At 63.5% G+C, this 19,642-nt stretch carries 17 protein-coding genes; 9 read left to right on the top strand and 8 right to left on the bottom strand.

The features are described 5' to 3' along the window. Positions 1 to 49: 49 nt before the first annotated feature. Entirely contained in the window at positions 50 to 1,627 is a 1,578-nt protein-coding gene (locus DKK67_RS02110; RefSeq protein ID WP_111493933.1) for a cation:proton antiporter domain-containing protein, read from the top strand. A 63-nt stretch (positions 1,628 to 1,690) separates the two neighbouring features. Continuing rightward, positions 1,691 to 2,338: a cation transporter gene (locus DKK67_RS02105; protein ID WP_111493931.1), complete on the top strand. Its 648-nt coding sequence runs from the start codon at positions 1,691 to 1,693 to the stop codon at positions 2,336 to 2,338. On the opposite strand, the gene cadR is transcribed toward DKK67_RS02105, so the two are convergent. The 3 genes from cadR to DKK67_RS02090 form a co-directional block, all read right to left on the bottom strand. Then, positions 2,323 to 2,778: a Cd(II)/Pb(II)-responsive transcriptional regulator gene (gene cadR, locus DKK67_RS02100; protein WP_111493929.1), complete on the bottom strand. Its 456-nt coding sequence runs from the start codon at positions 2,776 to 2,778 to the stop codon at positions 2,323 to 2,325. The genes DKK67_RS02105 and cadR overlap by 16 nt on opposite strands. A 22-nt stretch (positions 2,779 to 2,800) precedes the next feature. After that, on the bottom strand, positions 2,801 to 3,271 hold the full coding sequence (gene ybaK, locus DKK67_RS02095) for a Cys-tRNA(Pro) deacylase (RefSeq protein ID WP_111493927.1): 471 nt from the start codon (positions 3,269 to 3,271) through the stop codon (positions 2,801 to 2,803). Between the two features lie 75 nt (positions 3,272 to 3,346). Next, the gene (locus DKK67_RS02090) at positions 3,347 to 5,311 is read right to left on the bottom strand and encodes a CASTOR/POLLUX-related putative ion channel (RefSeq protein WP_111493925.1); all 1,965 of its coding nucleotides are present in this window, start codon (positions 5,309 to 5,311) and stop codon (positions 3,347 to 3,349) included. A gap of 307 nt (positions 5,312 to 5,618) precedes the next feature. Here DKK67_RS02090 and DKK67_RS02085 point away from each other — a divergent pair, with 307 nt between their 5' ends. Beyond that, positions 5,619 to 7,022 carry a sigma-54 dependent transcriptional regulator gene (locus DKK67_RS02085; protein WP_162628720.1) on the top strand — a complete coding sequence of 468 codons (1,404 nt, stop codon included), beginning with the start codon at positions 5,619 to 5,621 and terminating at the stop codon, positions 7,020 to 7,022. Then, on the top strand, positions 7,019 to 8,107 hold the full coding sequence (locus DKK67_RS02080; RefSeq protein ID WP_228160490.1) for a transporter: 1,089 nt from the start codon (positions 7,019 to 7,021) through the stop codon (positions 8,105 to 8,107). The genes DKK67_RS02085 and DKK67_RS02080 overlap by 4 nt, the downstream gene beginning before the upstream one ends. Before the next feature lie 43 nt (positions 8,108 to 8,150). Here the strand turns inward: DKK67_RS02080 and DKK67_RS21705 are convergent, their stop codons facing one another. The 5 genes from DKK67_RS21705 to DKK67_RS02055 all read right to left on the bottom strand — a co-directional run bounded on the left by DKK67_RS21705 (position 8,151) and on the right by DKK67_RS02055 (position 13,105). Then, positions 8,151 to 8,807 (bottom strand): hypothetical protein, encoded by a 657-nt coding sequence (locus tag DKK67_RS21705; RefSeq protein ID WP_204355709.1) that lies wholly within the window; start codon positions 8,805 to 8,807, stop codon positions 8,151 to 8,153. A gap of 5 nt (positions 8,808 to 8,812) precedes the next feature. Beyond that, positions 8,813 to 9,511 (bottom strand): C39 family peptidase, encoded by a 699-nt coding sequence (locus DKK67_RS02070; RefSeq protein ID WP_111493921.1) that lies wholly within the window; start codon positions 9,509 to 9,511, stop codon positions 8,813 to 8,815. A 47-nt stretch (positions 9,512 to 9,558) separates the two neighbouring features. Beyond that, positions 9,559 to 9,909, bottom strand: coding sequence for a hypothetical protein (locus DKK67_RS02065; protein ID WP_111493919.1), 351 nt, complete (start codon positions 9,907 to 9,909; stop codon positions 9,559 to 9,561). A gap of 56 nt (positions 9,910 to 9,965) precedes the next feature. Then, positions 9,966 to 11,075: a hypothetical protein gene (locus DKK67_RS02060; RefSeq protein WP_111493917.1), complete on the bottom strand. Its 1,110-nt coding sequence runs from the start codon at positions 11,073 to 11,075 to the stop codon at positions 9,966 to 9,968. Between the two features lie 434 nt (positions 11,076 to 11,509). After that, positions 11,510 to 13,105: an isocitrate lyase gene (locus DKK67_RS02055; RefSeq protein WP_111493915.1), complete on the bottom strand. Its 1,596-nt coding sequence runs from the start codon at positions 13,103 to 13,105 to the stop codon at positions 11,510 to 11,512. Between the two features lie 358 nt (positions 13,106 to 13,463). Here DKK67_RS02055 and DKK67_RS02050 point away from each other — a divergent pair, with 358 nt between their 5' ends. From DKK67_RS02050 to DKK67_RS02030, 5 genes are all read left to right on the top strand, one after another. Continuing rightward, positions 13,464 to 14,546, top strand: coding sequence for a PA0069 family radical SAM protein (locus tag DKK67_RS02050; RefSeq protein ID WP_111493913.1), 1,083 nt, complete (start codon positions 13,464 to 13,466; stop codon positions 14,544 to 14,546). Between the two features lie 150 nt (positions 14,547 to 14,696). Beyond that, on the top strand, positions 14,697 to 16,697 hold the full coding sequence (locus DKK67_RS02045) for an LTA synthase family protein (RefSeq protein ID WP_111493911.1): 2,001 nt from the start codon (positions 14,697 to 14,699) through the stop codon (positions 16,695 to 16,697). A 100-nt stretch (positions 16,698 to 16,797) separates the two neighbouring features. Continuing rightward, positions 16,798 to 17,172, top strand: a complete 375-nt coding sequence (locus tag DKK67_RS02040; RefSeq protein ID WP_228160489.1) for a GtrA family protein — start codon at positions 16,798 to 16,800, stop codon at positions 17,170 to 17,172. Then, complete coding sequence (locus DKK67_RS02035) at positions 17,147 to 18,178, top strand: glycosyltransferase family 2 protein (protein WP_111493907.1); 1,032 nt, start codon at positions 17,147 to 17,149, stop codon at positions 18,176 to 18,178. Before DKK67_RS02040 ends, DKK67_RS02035 begins: the two co-directional genes overlap by 26 nt. Further along, a complete protein-coding gene (locus tag DKK67_RS02030) occupies positions 18,162 to 19,631 on the top strand; it encodes an ArnT family glycosyltransferase (RefSeq protein WP_111493905.1) in 1,470 nt (489 codons plus the stop codon). Before DKK67_RS02035 ends, DKK67_RS02030 begins: the two co-directional genes overlap by 17 nt. The last annotated feature ends 11 nt before the right edge of the window (positions 19,632 to 19,642 follow it).

The raw sequence follows: 19,642 nt of genomic DNA, 5'->3' as shown, positions 1-19,642 counted from the left end.
AACAATCAGCCCGATGTGAACATTGCGCAGGGATATCGCAAGGCCGAGCATGACCGAAGCCATCTGGATCTTTTTTGCATTCACTCTCGGATTGCTGGCGCGGGGAGCCGGCCTGCCGCCGCTGGTCGGCTACCTGGTGGCCGGATTCACGTTGCACGGCGTCTCCGACGAGCTGGGCATGGACACCGAGAGCAGCGAGATCCTGGCGCACCTGGCGCACCTGGGGGTGCTGCTGTTGCTGTTCACCGTCGGCCTCAAGCTGAAGTTCCGCTCGATCCTGCGCCCGGAGGTCATCGGCGGCGGCCTCATCCACTTCGCCATTACCTGCCTGATCTTCATGCCCGGGCTGTACCTGCTGCTGGACATCGGGAGTCAGGAAGCCCTGCTGCTGGCCATTGCCCTGTCCTTCTCCAGCACCGTGCTGGCGGCCAAGGTCCTGGAATCCAAGCAGGAACTGCGCGCCTTCCACGGCCGCGTCGCCATCGGCATCCTGATCGTGCAGGACCTTATAGCGCTGGTGGTGATGAGCGTGACGTCCGGCAACACGCCGTCCGGCTTTGCCGTGCTGGTGTTCGCCCTGCCCCTGCTGCGCCCCCTGCTGTTCCGACTGATGGACGCCTCCGGCCACGACGAGCTGCTGGTGTTGCTGGGCCTGATGCTGGCCCTGGCCATTGGTGGCATGGGCTTCGAGGTGGTGGGTTTGAGCTCCGAACTGGGAGCCCTGCTGATGGGCGCCCTGCTGGCCAAGCATCCACGGGCGGTGGAGCTGTCCAACTCCCTGTGGAGCGTGAAGGAAGTGTTCCTGGTGGGCTTTTTCCTGCAGATCGGCATGAGCGGCCTACCGGATGATCACGCCCTGCTGTTCGCGGTGATCGCGGCGCTGCTGATGCCGCTCAAGGGCATCCTGTTCTTCGTCCTGCTGCTGGTGTTCCGGCTGCGCTCGCGCAGCAGTTTCCTGTCCAGCCTGCTGCTGGCCAACTACAGCGAATTCGGCCTGATCCTGGCCAGCGTGGCCCTGCCTCAATGGCTGGTGCCGCTGGCGGTGACGGTGGCCCTGTCGTTCGTGCTGTCGGCGCCGATCAACCGGCTGGCCCACCCGCTCTACGCCCGTCTGGCCCGCTACATCGATCCGCTGGAAAGCAGCAAACGTCATCCCGACGAGCAACCGGTGTCCCTGGGCGACACCCGCGTGCTGGTGATCGGTATGGGCCGGACCGGCACCGCCGCCTACGAGGAACTGCGCCAGACCGAGTCCCGGCTGATGGGCCTGGATTCCGACCCGGCCCGCCTCAAGGGCCACCGCGAAGCCGGGCGCAATGTATTCTTCGCCGATGCCGAGGACTACAACTTCTGGCAGCACCTGGACATGCCCGGGCTGGAAGCGGTGATCCTCTGCCTGCACGACATCGAGGGCAAGAAAATCGCCGCCAGACGGCTGCGCGAGCGTGGTTTCGACGGTTTCATCGCCGCCCATACCCTGCACGAGGACGAGGTGGCGCAGATCCGCGACGCCGGCGCCGACGATGCCTACCTGACCATGAGCGAAACCGGCGTGGCGCTGGCCGGGCACGTCAATCACCACCTCAATTCCGGCAGCCGTACGCCACTTCCCGAGAGCCTCGGCTGAGACACTTGACCCTGTAGTCGTTACAGGGATTTTAATACCGCTTCCGTTCACCAACAGGAAGCGATGATGGCCGATTGCTGTGCCCCCACCTCTCCGGGCAACAACCCGATCTTTCGCCGGGCGCTGAAAATTGCGCTGGCGGTGAACCTGACCATGCTCGTGGTGGAACTGGTGGCCGGTGCCACCTCCGGTTCCACGGCGCTGCTGGCTGACGCCCTGGATTTCTTCGGCGACAGCGCCAACTACATCATTTCACTGGCGGTGCTGGGGCTGGCGCCGCTCTGGCACACCCGGGCGGCAATGCTCAAGGGTGCCACGCTCCTGCTGCTGGGGCTGGGCGTGTTCATCTACACCGCCTGGCAGATACAGCACGGCCGCATGCCCGAGCCAATCACCATGGGCGTGGTCGCGGTAGCGGCCTGCATCGCCAACCTGGGCGTGGCCCTGATGCTCTATCGTTTCCGGGACGGCGACGCCAACATGCAGTCGGTGTGGGTCTGCTCGCGCAACGACGCGGTTGGCAATCTGGCGGTGCTGTTCGCGGCTCTCGGGGTGTTCGGGACCGGCACGCCCTGGCCGGACCTGCTGGTGGCGGGCATCATGTCGGGGCTGTCAGTTTCCGCCGGGGTGCGCATCCTGATCAGCGCCCGGGCGGAACAGCACCAGCGGCGCGGCGGCGGCTGCAGCACGGGTCATCAGCCCGGCCGATGACCGTGGCTGCCGGGGACATGGCTGTCGCGGCTGTCCTCGGCGGGCGGCTCCATGCGGTCCAGCTCATTGAGTATCCCGCAATCCCGGGCCGCCACGTCTTCCCCGCACTGCTGCTGGATCACTTCCAACTGCCGGGCCAGTTGGTTCAGCTCGGCAATGCGTTCACGCACGTGCTGCAGGTGATCCGCCAGCAGCGCATTGGCTTCACCGCAGCGGGCCTCGGGATTTTCCCGCAGCTCCAGCAGGTGGCGAACCTCGTCCAGGGTCATGTCCAGCGAGCGGCAGTTGGCGATGAAGCGCAGCCGGTCGACGAACGCCACGCCGTAATCCCGGTAGTTGGCGTCGCTGCGACCGGGTGACGGTATCAGCCCGATCTTCTCGTAGTAGCGGATAGTCTCCTGGGAAAAGCCGGTCTTGCCGGCCAGCACGCCGATACGCATGATTCGTTTCCTCCCGGTTCACTCAGTCCTGGCCGATTGGCGCCAGGCGGCCACCGGTCAGTTGCAGCAGGTCCGCCGGCGTGAGTTCGATTTCCAGCCCGCGCCGGCCGGCACTGACGTAGATGGTGTCGAAATCCCCGGCGCTGCTGTCGAGCACGGTGGGCAGTCGTTTCTTCTGTCCCAGCGGGCTCACCCCGCCCAGCACGTAGCCGGTTGCCCGCTCCACGTCCCGCGCGTCGGCCATCACCGCGCGCTTGGCTCCGGCCGCCTTCGCCAGCTGCTTCAGGTTGAGGCGCCCGGTGACCGGCACGATGCCCACCGCCAGGGTCTTGCCGTCGAGCTGGACCACCAGGGTCTTGAACACCCGGGCCGGGTCCTGGGAGAGCTTCTCAGCTGCTTCCTCACCGTAGCTGTCCGCCTGGGCGTCGTGTTCGTATTCGTGTATCTGAAACGGGATCTCGGCCTTGCGGGCCTGGTCGATGGCGGGGGTCATCGGGACAGCTCCAGTTCTCGGTCAACAAGCGTTTGATAAGACCGCGTCATTAGAGACCACGGGATCCATGGCAACTCAGGTGCGCCCGAGCACAACGATCAAGTCGCCCGGCTGCAGCGCCAGTGCCGCGCCCCGCTCGGGATTGAGCTCAAGCATGGCGCCATCCGCATCGGGGCGGGCGCGCAGGACACCCAGCGCGGTTTCGCCGTGGGCTCCGGCCAGCCGTTCGACGACGGTAAAATCCGGGCGTGGCGGCAACGCGTAATCCGACGGCGGCCGGAACATGATCTCAGCCCCGCCCGGCGTGAACAACTCGTCGAGGACCACACGCACCTCGCGCCGCAGGGCGACCTGGGCCAGCACGTGGCTGAGGATCATGGGGCTGACCAGGGTTTCGCTCTGGTTGGTCACCAGCAGCGTTTCGTTGTCCGGATCGCTGAGTTCCAGGATCACCTGCGGTGGGTTGGCGGCGTCGGCCAGCACTTCCTGCAACTGCAGATAGCCCATCATGGTGCGGGCGTCCGCCTCCTCGCCCGACCCCAGGCGGTCGCTGCTCAACAGCAGGATGCTGTCGTAATCGGCCGGGGACAGGCGGCGCAGCACTTCCTCAACGGCAAAGTCGGCCTCGATCTGACGGTGGGTGACGACGCCGTCCTCCCCCAGGTACTGGCGGATCGCGGTTTCCCGTGTGGCCGGCGCGACGATCGACACCAGGTCGGCGTGGAACCGGTGTTCCGGATAACGCGCCAGTTCGGCCAGCAAGGCCGGTACCCGCTGGTTCCAGCCCAACACCAGCAGACGGTGCTCCGGACCGGACTGGAGTGCCGGCAGGTCGCTGGCCGCCGAGCGCTCGATCGGCGCCAGCGAGACCACGCGCTGGCCCTGCTTGTCCCGCTGCGGCTCGGTATCGCTGTAGTCCCGGGCCAGGATGATCAGGCGGTCCTCGTCGCGGATACACGTGGACGACGGCGCGTTGAGCCGCACATCCCAACCGTCACCCCGCGGCTGCAGCAGCCCCAGGATAATGGCGTCGGGGCAGCTGCGCGCCAGCTCCGCCAGGGTGTCGCCCTCGGCAATATCGCCGGAGCGCACGTAGATGTCGTTACCGTGGCGCGCGGTAAGCAGCTCGTTGCAGACTTCCGACAGCCCCGGGTGCAGCAGTGTCTGCACCAGCAGGCGGCTGATGATGGCGTCGCTGGAGATGACTTCCAGCGGACCGGGATAGGCGCGTTCCGCCACAGCCTGCTTGCGCAGGTCCTCGATCTCCGCCACCACGTATGGCAACGGCTGGTGCAGGTACTGGGCCTGGGACGCCATCGACAACAGGGCCTTGACGGTCTCCACGTCGGAGGACACGACGCTGTCGGGATTGTAGGTCCCCTCGCTGGGCACGATCACCGCCGCCGCGCTGAGGCAGGCCACCCGGTGCAGGGCTTCCGGCTGCAACGGCGAGCCCGAGCGCAGCACGATGTCCCGTGCCTTGCGTCCGATCTCGCGTTCATTGCGCAGGCTCAGCACCTGCTCGGCGGACACTTCCTCGGACAGGATCACCAGCCGCAGGCGCCGCGCCGCGTGCTTGGCGAGGAAACGGCGGACACGGCCGGTCGAGGCGAGTAACTCCTGGATCAGCGGTACGGTGCGGCTGTTCCACCCCAGCACCACCACGTGATGGCGCAGGGTCACCGGCGTCAGCCCCCGCTCCAGGTCCGTCATGCGGGCAATCAGTGAGCGGGTCAGGATGGCCACCAGCGTACCCATGAACACCACGTAGCCGGTGACGGTGAGAACCGTCGACACCAGCCGCCGCCAGCCGCCCTCGTCGTCCCCCAGGTAACCGGGATCGGTCAGGCGCAGAAAGGCCCACCAGATGGCATCTCCCAGGTTGTCGAACGACGCCGATCCGGGCCAGACCAGGAGGCCGCCGATCAGGGAAATCAACCCGATTCCGATACCTACCACCAGCAACTGGAACAGCGCGCCTTTCACGAACTGGCGCTCGACGATGTACTTCACCCGGTCGAGAAACGGTAACGGCAGCATGCGAGATCCCTTTCAGCAATAAAAATCATGATGTTGGCAAATGGAGAAGCGGTCAAGCCGCTCCGAATCTGTGACAGGTCTGTCGACAATATTTACGGGCCCGCCTGGCCAGACGCTCACCCACCCCGGCAAGCTACCGATTCAACGCGTTTTTTCCGGTTGGCACCGAAAATGCTCAATCCCCTGAACGACGTCCCGGGAAGCCACGGGCTGTAAGGCATCCTGACTGCGCCGCCAGCCGCAGCGAAACGTCGTCAACAACAAGGCCGGACCACCGGCATTCATGCAGGATCAGGGAATCCAGGGCATGACCGTAGAACGCGAGCTGATCTGGCTCTCACCAGGGGGCCGGCTGCCAACGACATTCACCGAACTGGCCCGGCACTGGATCATTCATCCGGTTGACCTGGGCCAGCCACCGCGACGCCGGCCCAGTGCGCTGCCACGGGTCCGGGTGGGCGTGATCGACCTGGGTGACGTGGGCGATCCATCCGCCCTGGATCTGGAAGACTGGATCGAGACGCTCAGCCCCGCGCACTGGATCAGCCTGCTTCCTTCTCCGCCGGACCAGAACAGCCTGCTCAGCGACATTGTCGCCGGCTATTGCACCGACTACCACACGCGCCCCTACGACCTGCGCCGGCTCGACGTCACCCTGGGCCACCTGTGGGGCATGGCGCGACTGATGGCGCTGCGCCAGCACAGCCGTGTGCGAGGCAATTTCGAGGAACAGGCACTGGACGGGGAGTCGCCCGCCATTGTCGAGACGCGGGCTCTGCTGCGGCGCATCGCCCAGACCACCGAACCGGTGCTGATCCTGGGCGAGAGCGGCACCGGCCGCAATACCGCAGCGCACTTCATCCACGATCATTCCGACGCCCGTCAGGGGCCTTTCGTGCTGGTCAACTGCGCGGCCCTGCCGCCGACGCTGACCCAGAGCGAGCTGTTTGGCCACGAGAAAGGCGCCTTCACCCATGCCCTGAGCGCCCGGGCCGGACGCATCGAACAGGCGGACGGCGGCACCCTGGTGTTGAGCGATATTGACGAGTTGCAGCTGGAACAGCAGTCCACCCTGCTGCGTTTCCTGCAGGAGAGCGTGGTGGAACGCCTGGGCAGCCACAATCCGCGCCGGGTTCGGGTGCGCGTCATCGCCACCACCACCCACCCGCTGGAGCAACGGGTCCGGGAGGAGCAGTTCCGCGCCGACATCTTCTACCGCCTGGGCAACCTGCAGGTCCAGCTACCGCCCCTGCGCGACCGGCTTGAGGATCTGCCGTTCCTGTGCAACACCATCCTGCGCCACGCCCACCGGCTGAGCCCGCACAAGACGCGTCGCCTGTGCGAGGACGCCATGGCTTGCCTGCTGACCCACAACTGGCCCGGCAACCTGCGCGAACTGCACAACCGGCTGCAGCGGGCGGTACTGCTGAGTGAGTCCGACACGATTACACCGGAGGACCTGGGTCTGTGCTCCCGGGACAATCCCGAGCAGCCGCGCACCCAGCTTTCCCTGGAACGCTTCCGGGCAAGGGCGGAGCGCGAAGCGATCACTTACTGCCTCAACATCGCCAACCACAATGTCTCTGCCGCGGCGCGCCTGCTGCGGATTTCCCGACTCTCGCTCTACCGACTCATGGCCAAGCACGGAACCGCCCACGAGTCGTCGTCGACGCGGCGCGAGCCGGTTCATCGCAAAGGAGGTCATCCATGAAGCATTATGCCCCGGCTCGCGCGCGCTATCAGCCAAGACCGGCATCGGCTCTGGTTTCGGTCATCGCCTGCAGCAGCCTGCTCGCATCCGCCGTTATGGCCCAGACAACGCAGGAAGAGAAAGAGGAAGCCGAAAGGGTCAACGAGAGGGCCAGCGAGATCGCGTCCATCACCACCGACCGGGGGATCGTCACCCGGGCGGGCAAGTTCGTCATCGAGCCAGCCTTTTCCTACGCCAACAGCAACTCCACGGTGGTGGCCATCGAGGGCTACACCGTGATCCCGGCCTTGCTGGTGGGCCTGATCAACGTCACCGAAGTGCAACGCGACATCTTCGTCGGCGCGGTGACCATGAAGTACGGCATCACCAGCCGCCTGGAAACCACGCTGCGCGTTCCCTATCTGCAGATCGACGAGGACCTGCGCGAGCGGGCCGCGTTCCAGGGAACGCCCGTCGACACCCTGACCGAGTCGTCCGGCGAAGGACTGGGCGATGTGGAGGCCACCATCCGCTACCAGTTCAACGACGGCCTCGAAGGCTGGCCTTACCTGATTGGGACGTTCCGGGTACGAGCGCCCACCGGCGAAGGCCCCTACGACGTGGACCGCCGGGTGCTGGAGGACAGCCAGGGCAACCCCATCGGCATCGCCTTTGCGGAGCGCCCCACGGGCTCCGGTTTCTGGGCGTTCGAGCCGGGTCTGTCGTTCATCTACCCGTCGGATCCGGCGGTGCTGTTCGGCAACCTCAGCTACACCTGGACCCAGGAGGAGGACGAAGGTTTAGAGAACGGCGGCACCATCGATCCGGGCAACATCGTGCGCTTCGGTTTCGGCATGGGCTTCGCTTTCAATGAGCGCACCTCGTTCAGCCTGGGCTACGATCACTCGGTGATTCCCAAGACCGACGTGGAGTTCGACAATGACCTGAACAACGCGGTGTTCGACCGCATTCAGGTGGGCTCGCTGTCGTTCGGGCTGTCGCAGCAGCTGACGCGCGACACCAGCCTGAGCGTGTCCGTCAGTGTGGGAGTGACGGAGGAAGCCCCCACCACGGAGCTGACCCTCAAGTTGCCGATCGCGTTCTAGGGCCCCTTAACACGGTTGCATCCGGGCGGAAAAACAACCCCGGCTAGCGCGCCGGGGTCTGCAGGAACTGATCGCCGAGGACTTCGGGCAGATAGCTCGGAAGCCCCACGTTCTTCAGCTCGATGTTGAGGGACTGGAGGTTCTGGATAACGCGATCGTTGACGTCGTTCTGGATGCGCGTCATCCAGGCGCCGCTGCGCAGGTCGCTCGCCGCGATCGATGCCGGACTGGCATTGATCACCGGCCCGGCGATCACGGTCGATCCGGAACCGGACGACACCGGGCTGCCGGTGCTCCCGGACGGCGAACCGGAACTCCCCGATGAGCCGCCGGAAGAGCCACTTCCGCCGCCCGCGACGGAAGGCACGTTCACCTCCGGCACGTTCACCCGCACCTGCTCGATGCTCGGCACCACCGGCCCCTGGTTGAGCCGCTGGTTCAGGTTATTGATCATCAGCCGGTTGACCACTTCGATCTGACCGTCGATGGCGACAATCTGCTCCAGCCCGATCGAGATCTCCAGGTTACCCAGTTGGAAACCGCCGCGCTGCTGGTCCAGTTCCGGGTTGTCCAGCGGCGACAGCCCCTGGCTCCATTGCGTTGCGGCCAGTACCGGCGCGGTGCCGGCAAGCCCCAGCAACAGCAGCGCCAGTGCCGGGCCCGCACCAGGCCTGTTCCTGTCGTGATCCTGTCTTGCCATGTCGATCACCATTCCACACCCAGCGGAGCAAACATCACCGGCCCGCTTCGGGCCGTTTCTCCCGGTGCATTGTGTTGTCGAATAGGGGCCCGGGCGACCTTGTGCCATTCCTGCTCCCGGTTGAACCGGGCCCGTCCCTCGCTGAGGTGGCTTCGGATGACGAATGCGATGCCGTCCCAGCGCTCGTTGAACGCATCAAGTGTGAGCACTTTCAGCCCCCTGGCGGGATCCCCCACCAGGACCTCACGATCCGAAATGCCCTTGACGATGACAAAGTGCCGGAAGCCGTCCATATCCAGCAGGACGATCAGCGGAATCCGCACCTTCTCCCGGATGTCCGCCAGTCCCATGCGGAAGCCGTCCGCCTGGAATCCCTGGTGTTCGAGATAGCGTTTCATGTCCAGCATGGAGAATCCCTGCTGCCGAACCTTTTCCTCATCGGCCAGTTCCAGCATCGAGCGAAACACCGTCTGCTCGCTGACCGGGTGGTCGTAGTGGTAGGTCAGCAGCGACGCCAGCGCGGCGGAACCGCAGCTGAAGTCGTACTGCTGGCGAATCACGGTCAGGTAGCGGCGTTCCTGGAAACTCATCACCTTGACCGGCATATCACCGCCCAGTCCGGGCAACCGGACGGTGCCGGCATCGACCATGGGGACCGCGACGACCAGCCCGGCCCAAAGCGCTGTGGCAGTCTTGATCCCCATGGCACTCACTCCTGCCGGACGTTGGATTGGGTCTTGCGTATTGTGGACTACTGATTGATCAGCACGTTGATCTGCATGCTGTCCTGGATCACCACATGGTTACCGGTGTTCTGGATCACCGTCGCGACACCGCTCATGTTCTGGAACGCGTTGTCCGAGATTGAGTTGTCGCCGGTGTTGACCGGTCCGTTCAGGACGTTATCGGCCACCACGGCGCTCTGGTCGGTGTCGTTCACCTGCCACTGGAAAGGAACGCCCTGTCGGCCGTTCGATTCCTGGAGCTGATCGGTCGACAGTGCCTGGCCGCCAAACAGGGCGTCCTCGGCACTGGCCAGCGAACTCAACAGCGGCAGAACCATCCAGAGTGCGTGCCGGGTATAACGCAGTCTTTCCACCATGGCTGCACCTCCTGGAAAGCGGGGTCACGCCCATACCGGGGCGTGACCCGAGCCGCTTACTGACCGGTAGTCAGGTTGGACATGACGCTCACGTTGGACTGAGTCACGCTGCCGTTGCCGGCATTCTGCGAGAAGGCGCCCACACCGGTGAAGTTGGCGGAACCACCGGAGATTTCATTGTGGTGGGTCGCTGTGGTGTAGGAATGCTTGCCGTTGGCATCGCCGTAGGTGGTGGTCACACCGGATACGCTGCCGTCCAGATCCGCATTATTGAGAAACACATGCAGGTTCAGCTCGGCCATGCTGTTATCCGAGTTGTCCGACATATCGTTACCGCTATCGGATACGTTGAACGAGTCGTTGGTCGAATTGTCGTTCCCCGAATCGTTCGTCGAATTGTCGTTTCCACTGTCGGCGGTGCTGTTGTCGTTACCGCTGTCGTTGGTGGAATTGTCGTTGCCACTGTCGGCGGTACTGTTGTCGTTACCGCTGTCGTTGGTGGAGTTGTCGTTGCCACTATCGTTGGTACTGGCATTGGTATTGGCGCTGTTGTCGTTGCCAGAGTCGTTAGTGGAGCTGTTGTTGCCGCTGTCGTTGGTGCTCGCATCGTTAGCGGAGTTGTCGTTGCCACTGTCAGCCACGTTGGTACTGTTATCCGAACTGTCATTGGCACTGTCGTTGGTGCTGGCGTCGTTCCCCGAGTTGTTGGTGGAACTGTTATTGCCGCTGTCATTGGTGCTGGCATCGTTGGCAGAATTGTCGTTCCCGCTGTCCGCAACGTTGGTGCTGTTGTCATTACCGGAGGCATTGGTGGAACTGTTATTGCCACTGTCATTGGTGCTGGCATCACTGGCGGAATTGTCGTTACCGCTATCAGCAACATTGGTACTGTTGTCGTTGCCCGAATCGTTGGTGGAGCTGTTGTTCGCGCTGTCCGCCACATCGATACTGGCATCGTTGGTGGAATTGTCGTTACCGCTGTCGGCGGTATGGGAGCTGTTGTCATTACCTGAGTCAACGTTGCCGGAATGGTCGTTGTTGGCAATGGAAGTATCGTCCGCATTGGTGTTCGGGTCACCATCGCCACCCTGATCGGCCAGAGCCGCACCGGAAAGGCCCAGACTCATTGCGATCGCCAACGCCAGCAAACTTTTCTGTGTATTCATGATGTCTTTCCTTATGTCTGATTGCTGAATCACTGGATCTACGTCGTCGCCACCTCCATCCAAGAGTTGCGGCAGACCAGGACGCATGACCCGCGAAAAGCATCCGAGCGATTCGCGTGCCAACCTGCCCAAGAAGTTACAAGCATCTGAATTTAAAGATATAAAACGGGAACCCCAAAGACAGGGCCGGACGGCAGCGGCGTCAGTTGTTCCGTGGATGGAACAGGTCGCCGACGACGCCGAACGGTGTTTTCGTGAACCGACGGGAATTCAGGGAGTTAGAGGAAGCGCCGTTTGTATCCCAGCCTGACGCTGACGGTGTCCTGTCTCGCCGGCATACAACAACCGGACACAAAAAAGCCCCGCTCGAAAGCGGGGCTCTGAGGGATCACCCGGCCGGGCAGCGCCGCGACCGGGATGACCGAACCGTTCGATTAACCGAACTGGTTCATGGTGTTGTCCTTACCACCGGCCTTCAGGGCGGCGTCACCGGCGAAGAACTCTTTATGGTCGTCACCGATGTTGGAACCCGCCATGTCCTGGTGCTTGACGGTGGCGATGCCCTGGCGGATCTCCTTGCGCTGAACACCACCCACGTAGGCCAGCATGCCTTCGTCACCGAAGTAGCCCTTGGCCAGGTTGTCGGTGGACAGGGCCGCGGTGTGGTAGGTCGGCAGCGTGATCAGGTGGTGGAAGATACCCGCTTCAGCAGACGACTTGCGCTGGAAGTCGCGGGTCCACTCGTCGGCCAGTTTGCCCAGCTCGGTGTCGTCGTACTCGGCGCTCATCAGGCCGGCGCGGTCGTAGGCGGACACATCCTTGCCTTCTTCCTGCCAGGCGTCGAACACCTGCTGACGGAAGTTCAGGGTCCAGTTGAAGGACGGGCTGTTGTTGTAGACCAGCTTGGCGTCGGGCACCACTTCGCGGATGCGGTTCACCATGCTGGCGATCTGGCCCACGTGCGGCTTCTCGGTTTCGATCCACAGCAGGTCGGCACCGTGCTGCAGGCTGGTGATGCAGTCGAGAACCACACGGTCTTCGCCGGTGCCCGGCTTGAACTGGAACAGACCGGACGCCAGACGCTTGGGCTTGACCAGCTGACCGTTCTGCTTGATCACCACGTCGCCGTTGTTGATGTCCTCGGCCTTCTCGATGACGTCGCCATCGATGAAGCTGTTGTACTGGTCACCCAGATCGCCCGGCTCTTCGGTCACGGCGATCTTCTGGGTCAGGCCAGCGCCCAGGGAGTCGGTACGGGCCACGATGACGCCGTCGTCGATGCCCAGCTCCAGGAACGCCAGACGTACGGCGTTGATCTTGGAGATGAAGTCGGCGTGGGGCACGGTCACCTTACCGTCCTGGTGGCCACACTGCTTCTCGTCGGAGACCTGATTCTCCAACTGGATGCAGCAGGCACCGGCTTCGATCATCTGCTTGGCCAGCAGGTAGGTCGCTTCGGCGTTACCGAAACCGGCGTCGATGTCGGCGATGATCGGCACCACGTGGGTTTCGTGGTTGTCGATCTGCTCCTGGATATCAGCCGCCTTGGCGGTGTCACCGGCGGCCTTGGCGTCTTCCAGGCCGCGGAACAGGTGGTTCAGCTCCCAGGAGTCCGCCTGACGCAGGAAGGTGTACAGTTCCTCGATCAGGCTGGAAACCGCGGTCTTCTCATGCATGGACTGATCCGGCAGCGGACCGAACTCGGAGCGCAGGGCGGCCACCATCCAGCCGGACAGGTACAGGTAGCGACGCTTGGTGGAACCAAAGTGCTTCTTGATGGAGATCAGCTTCTGCTGACCGATGAAACCGTGCCAGCAACCCAGGGACTGGGTGTACTGGGCCGGATCCCTGTCGTAGTTCGCCATGTCTTCGCGCATGATCTTGGCGGTGTACCTGGCGATATCCAGACCGGTCTTGAACTTGTTCTGGGCACGCATGCGAGCGGCGTGCTCCGGGTTGATACCTTCCCAGCCCTTCATCTTTTCCTTGAGGGCTTTAATGGCCTCAATGTCTTGATTGTACTGTGACATGGTCGTTCCTGTTTTATCTGTTGATGAGCCTGAGCGTCACCCGCCGACCGGAACCGAACTGCATGGCGGGTGACGATGTTGGCCATTCTACGAACGTCTAAAATATCATTGAAATTTATATTGTGTATTTTCGATATTTCTTTCATGAATACAGAATACGACATTACAAACTCATGATTATTCGGCAGTTAGTGAGAAACACGACACATTTCACCGCAATGACAAAATACTTGCAGTGCTCGCCAACGGTGGTTAAGGTTTAGTCAAATACTGTATATTTAAACAGTAACGACGAATCACGCGTTCACCGGTTCCAGTGCGCTCCACTTCCAGGAAAACCGGTCACAGGAGAAAGCCCATGCGAACCCGCGGCACCGGCTACAACCCCCACAATCGCTTCCAGCCCCTCACCTCCGACCGGGACCAGGACGACGGCTGGTACCACGATCCGGACGACATGCTCTGCCCGGACAGCGTCGCCACCCGGGTGGTCGACGAGCAGGTGCGCTCGATCATCAGCCACAACCAGTCTCCGGATGTACCCTTCGACCAGTCCATTAACCCCTATCGCGGCTGCGAGCACGGCTGCGTGTATTGCTTCGCGCGCCCCACCCACGCTTACTGGGACCTGTCACCAGGGCTGGATTTCGAGACCCAGCTGATCGCCAAACCCAACGGCGCGCAACGGTTGCGCGAGGCCCTGGACAAACCGGGCCATGTTCCGAGCCCCATCGCCCTGGGCGTGAACACCGACGCCTACCAGCCGCTCGAAAAACAGCGCCGCCTGACCCGGGAGCTGCTCAAGGTACTGCGCGACTACCGGCACCCGGTTTCGATCATCACCAAGGGCGCGCTGATCCTGCGTGACCTGGACATTCTCGCGGAGATGGCGGCCGACGGCCTGTGCTCGGTGCGTGTCAGCCTGACCACGCTGGACAACGATCTGAAGCGGAAAATGGAGCCCCGCACCGCCGCGCCGGCCACGCGCCTGAAAATGATTCGCGAGCTGTCCGGCGCCGGCATTCCCACCGGCATCATCCTGGGGCCGGTGATTCCCTTCATTAATGATGCGGAAATCGAATCCATTCTCGAGGCCGCCGCCCACAGCGGCGCCAGCCGAGCCAGCTGGATCATGCTGCGACTGCCGCTGGAGATTCATGAGCTGTTCGAGGACTGGCTATTGCGTCACTTCCCGGACCGCGCCCGCCACGTGATGAACCGCATCCGCGACCTACGCGGTGGCAAGGCCTACGACAGCCGCTTCGGCCATCGCATGCGGGGCCAGGGCATCTACGCCGACCTGATCCGTCAACGCTTCAACCGCAAGGCCCGGAAACTGGCACTCAATCTGCACGAAGCGGAGCCCCTGCGCACCGATCTGTTTCGCCGGCCGGGCGGCGAACAGCTGGATCTGATTCCGGTGACGAATCTCAATCACTGACGCCCGCCGCCGGCCGGCGGCGGATTGACCTTTTCTTGATGTTTGCCTGACACCCGCCTGATTCCCCCTTCCCTATCCTGTCTGGCCATTGTCGGTCCGAGCCCTCGCAACAGACCGCACTCACTCTGAACACCACTGACAGGAAAGCTCATGCCCGTATCGGAACGTAGCGGTCTGCCGCGCCGTTTTTATGGTTTGATCCGCTGGTCCGGCGCCTACGCGCCTCTGCTGGGTCTGTTTGTTCTCATACTGTTTATCGAAGGCCTGTCCCGGATGGGGCTGACGCTGTGGCAGGCCGACCGGGTCATGGACACTCCCATCGGCGCGACGATCCTCCTGCATGGGCTACGCGTCGACACCATCGTTGCCAGCCTGGCCGTGGCCGTTCCGCTGCTGCTCCTGCCGCTTTTAGGGCACCGGCACACCTGGACTCTGTGGAAGCGGTTTACCATGGTCTGGGCGCTCGCCATGCTTCTGGTCATCCTGTTCATGGAACTGGCTACACCCACATTCATCGCCCAGTACGACGTACGCCCCAACCGCCTGTTTGTCGAGTACCTCAAATACCCAAACGAGGTGTTTGCAACGCTCTGGCATGGCTTCCGCATACCGTTGATCGTCGGCTTGGTGCTGTGCACCGGGCTGGCCGCCCTATGCGGCAGCCTGTTCCGGCCCTGGCTGGCGGAAAGCCGAGCGCCGCGTTACGGGCGGACCTTGCTGGCCTGGCCGTTCGTTGTCCTGGCGGTCTTTATGGGGATTCGCTCGACCACCGATCACCGGCCGGCCAATCCGGCCATGTTCGCACTGACGTCCGATGCCCTGGTGAATTCGCTGATCCTCAACTCCACCTGGTCGGTGGCCTACGCCGTTTACAATCTGAGAAACGAGATCCAGGCGGATGAACGCTACGTGGCGCTAGACTCACCAGAAGCTATGCTCGACGAAGTTCGTAGCGCCCCGTGGCTGGCTAACCACCACTTCTCCTCGACAGATCGCCCGACTCTTCATACCCAGGAGGCCACCCGGCAGCGTAAAAAACCGCTCAACCTGGTGATCGTGCTCGAAGAAAGCCTGGGCGCTACCTACGTCAAATCCCTCGGCGGCCAGGCGGACACGCCGCAACTGGAGCGCCTCAAACAGGGCGGCTGGTGGTTCGAGAATCTGTACGCGACGGGAACCCGCTCGGTGCGGGGTATCGAAGCGGTCATCTCAGGCTACCTGCCCACACCGGCGCGCAGCGTAGTCAAACTGTCGCTGGCGCAAAACCACTTCTTCACCCTGGCCGGGCTGCTGCAGGCACACGATTACGACACGGGCTTCATCTATGGCGGCGAAGCCCACTTCGACAACATGCGCAGCTTCTTCACGGGTAACGGCTTCGAACACATCGTCGATCAGGCCGACTACGACGATCCGGTGTTCACCGGCAGTTGGGGCGTCAGTGACGAGGATCTGTTCAACCGGACCCATCGTGAACTCAAGGCCCTCAACAAACAGGACAAACCTTTCTTCCGCCTGGTGTTCTCATCGTCCAACCACAGCCCGTTCCAGTACCCGGATGGCCGCATCCAGCTCCACGGCACACCCAAGAACACCCCGGCCAACGCCGTTCGCTACGCGGATTACGCGCTCGGCCAATTCATTGAGCAAGCCCGCGAGAGCGACTACTGGGACGACACGGTGTTCCTGATCGTGGCCGATCACGACGACCGGGTCTGGGGCAACGAACTGGTTCCCATAAAGAACTTCCACATTCCCGGCCTGATCCTGGGCGCGGACATCAAACCCAGGCGGATCCAGACCCTCGCCAGTCAGATCGACATGGCGCCCACCCTGCTCTCCCTGATCGGGCTGGACAGTACACACCCGATGATCGGGCGTGACCTGACCCGGAATACCGACGTGCCGGGCCGAGCCATGATGCAGTTCTACGACTACTTCGCCTGGATGGACAGTGACCACAACGTCACCATCCTGAGGCCGGATCAGGCGCCCCTGGCCGGTCATTACGATCCAGCGTCCGGCGAGACCCGATACACCGATGCACCGCCGGCGCCAGCGGATGTCACGCGGGCACGGGCTCATGCCCAGTTGCCCCTGTGGCTGTATCGCCAGCAGAAATACGGCCTACCGGAAAAGGCCGGGCTTTGATGCGAGCCTGACATTTCCTGAACACGTCCATGACCACCGTATCGCTAGAGTAAGCCCCGTGAGAGCAGACACCGCAGACCGGCCTCCGCGCCTGAGACAAGTGACCGGATTCCTGGCCTCCGGCGGCCTGGCCACCGCCCTCCATTGGTCGGTCATGGCTGGCCTGTGGGGGCTGGGCGTGGCTCCTGCGCTGGCCACCGCCACCGGCAGTGCCGCCGGCGCCGGTGTCAATTACGGCCTGCAGCGCCGGCTGGCCTTCGGCGTGGCGAGCCCTCACCGCCGCGCCCTACCCCGCTACCTGCTTTCCTGCTCACTGGCCTGGTTGAGTAACGTGCTGTTGTTCGCCTTCCTGCACAGCGTCGCGGCTTGCCCGGTCGCGCTGGCGCAGGTGGCAACAACGGCCCTGGTCACCGGGCTGAATTACTGTCTCTACCAGAGGTTTGTCTTCCATGAGTCGTTTCCCTCCGTCCGTTAAGACGGGACAAGCGCATGCGTCCCTGGTTTCCATCGTGATCCCGGTGTTCAACGAGCGCCCGGGCCTGCCGGCCTTGCTGGATCACCTCCAGCCGGTGCTGGCCCGGCTGCCGCTGGCCGCCGAGATCGTCTTTGTCGACGACGGCAGCCAGGACGGCAGCGCCGAGTTCCTGATCGACGCAATCCGCAAGCGGCCCGCACTTCGACTGGTCCGGCTGAGTCGCAACTTTGGCAAGGAAGCCGCTCTGACGGCAGGTATTGAGCACGCGCGGGGCGACGCGGTGATCATTCTCGACGCCGACCTGCAGGACCCGCCCGAGCTGATCCCGGAGATGGTGTCGCGCTGGCTGGCGGGAACCGATGTGGTGTTGATGCAGCGGCGTTCGCGACACGGAGAATCCTGGTTCAAGCGACTCTGCGCCTACGGCTACTACCGTCTGCTGAACCGGACCTGTCAGTCGCCGATTCCCGTCGACACCGGCGATTTCCGGTTGATGAGCCGCCGCGCCGTGGACGCCCTGCTGTCCCTGAACGAACGCAACCGCTACATGAAGGGTCTGTTCGCCTGGGTCGGCCTGCCCACCGAAGTGATGACCTACGATCGCAATCCGCGCTCCGCCGGCACCTCCAAGTGGAATTTCCTGGGTCTGTTCGGTCTGGCGCTGGAGGGGCTCACCTCCTTCTCCGTCGCCCCGCTACGCTGGGCCACCGGGATCGGCCTGATCGCGGCGACCCTGGGCGCCGTGTTCGGACTCTGGATCGTGGTCAAGGCGGCCCTGCTGGGCGATGTCATCGCCGGTTATCCCTCACTGGTCGCCATCATCACCTTCCTTGGCGGCATTCAACTGGTCGGCATCGGCATCGTCGGTGAATACGTGGGCAAGACCTACATTGAAAGCAAGCAGCGACCGATCTACATAACCCGGGACGTGATCGGCCAAGGTGGGTCCGCTCCCGACGCCATCCGTCCATTCAGAGAGACACCGCGTCATGTTCAGGTCAGTTAGTCCCTGGCTGTGGGCCCTCGCGGCCATCCTGTTCAGCCGCCTGCTGGGCATGGCCCTGTTTCCCCTGGTGGACACCACAGAGCCCCGCTACGCCGAGATCGCCCGACTGATGGCGGAGACCGGCGACTGGATCACGCCCTGGTTCGAGTCGGGCGAGCCCTTCTGGGGGAAACCGCCTCTCTCGTTCTGGGCCCAGGCGGCTTCGATCAAGCTGTTCGGCGTCAGCCCGTTCGCCATTCGTGTGCCGTCCTGGCTTGCCATGCTGGGAGTGCTTTATCTGACCGGTCGCCTGGCCCTCGCCCTCACGGACCGGGCGACCGCCCGCTGGTCGGTCCTGATCCTCGCATCCATGGCGCTGAGCTATGTCAGCGCCGGCGCCGTCATGACCGACCCGTTCCTGACCCTGGGCACCACGCTGAGCCTGGTCAGCTTCGCCCTGGTCAACCAGGGACAGGAGCGGATCTGGCGCTGGTTTTTCTTTCTGGGCTTGGCTATCGGCCTGTTGGCGAAGGGCCCACTGGCACTGGTGCTGACCGGACTGCCGATCGGCGGCTGGCTGTTGCTGCAGGGCCAGTGGCGCGCTCGGCTTCGCGCTTTCCCCTGGTTCACCGGCACCTTACTCACCGCCGCGCTGACGCTGCCCTGGTATATCCTGGCGGAGCTGAAAACCCCGGGGTTCCTGGACTACTTCATCGTCGGCGAGCACTTCCGTCGCTTTATCGATCCGGGCTGGACCGGCGATCTCTACGGCTCCGCCCACGACCAGCCCAAGGGCATGATCTGGGTGTTCTGGCTCTGGGCGTCGTTTCCCTGGGGATTGCTGACACTGGGCCTGATGGCCAGTTACGGCTTCCGCCTCTGGCGTGACGGCGGCCGCACGCGCAAACGGGCCCAGCCACCGGTCCGGTTCCTGTGGCTGGCCACCCTGGCGCCGATGGTTTTCTTCACGCTGGCCGGTAACACCCTGTGGACCTATGTTCTGCCCGCGCTGCCGTTTTCGGCCATCCTGCTGGCTCGGGAGCTTGCCCCCAGGCTGGCCGACCGCAAAAGCCGCTGGCGACCCGGGGCCCGGGCACTGACCGCTACCGTGCCGGCGCTCATCGCGGTCGTGGCCCTGGCCAGCCCCGCGTTGGTAGAGCATCTGAAAACCGAGAGACCGCTGGTACGCGTCTATACAGAGATCAAGCGGCCCGGGGACAGCGCGCTGCTCTATCTGGACGAGGTGCCCTTCTCCGCGCGCTACTACAGCCGCGGTCTGGCTCGGGAAACCACACTGGCAGGGCTGACGCGAATGCGACAGAATCGGGGCTACGCGCGCTACCTGGTCGCGGTGCCCAGGGATGAACAAGCGTTATTCACCGCCAGGTTCCCGACCGCCCGTCCGGTCCGGGGCGCCAGTCAACGCTACGTTCTGTTGTCCTTGCCCGGCAACGCAACGGCCCGTAAGAGCTGATCGGAAGCACC

The organism is Marinobacter bohaiensis (assembly GCF_003258515.1).
Classification (GTDB): Bacteria; Pseudomonadota; Gammaproteobacteria; order Pseudomonadales; family Oleiphilaceae; genus Marinobacter_A; species Marinobacter_A bohaiensis.
This window is presented reverse-complemented; position numbering and strand designations above follow the sequence as displayed.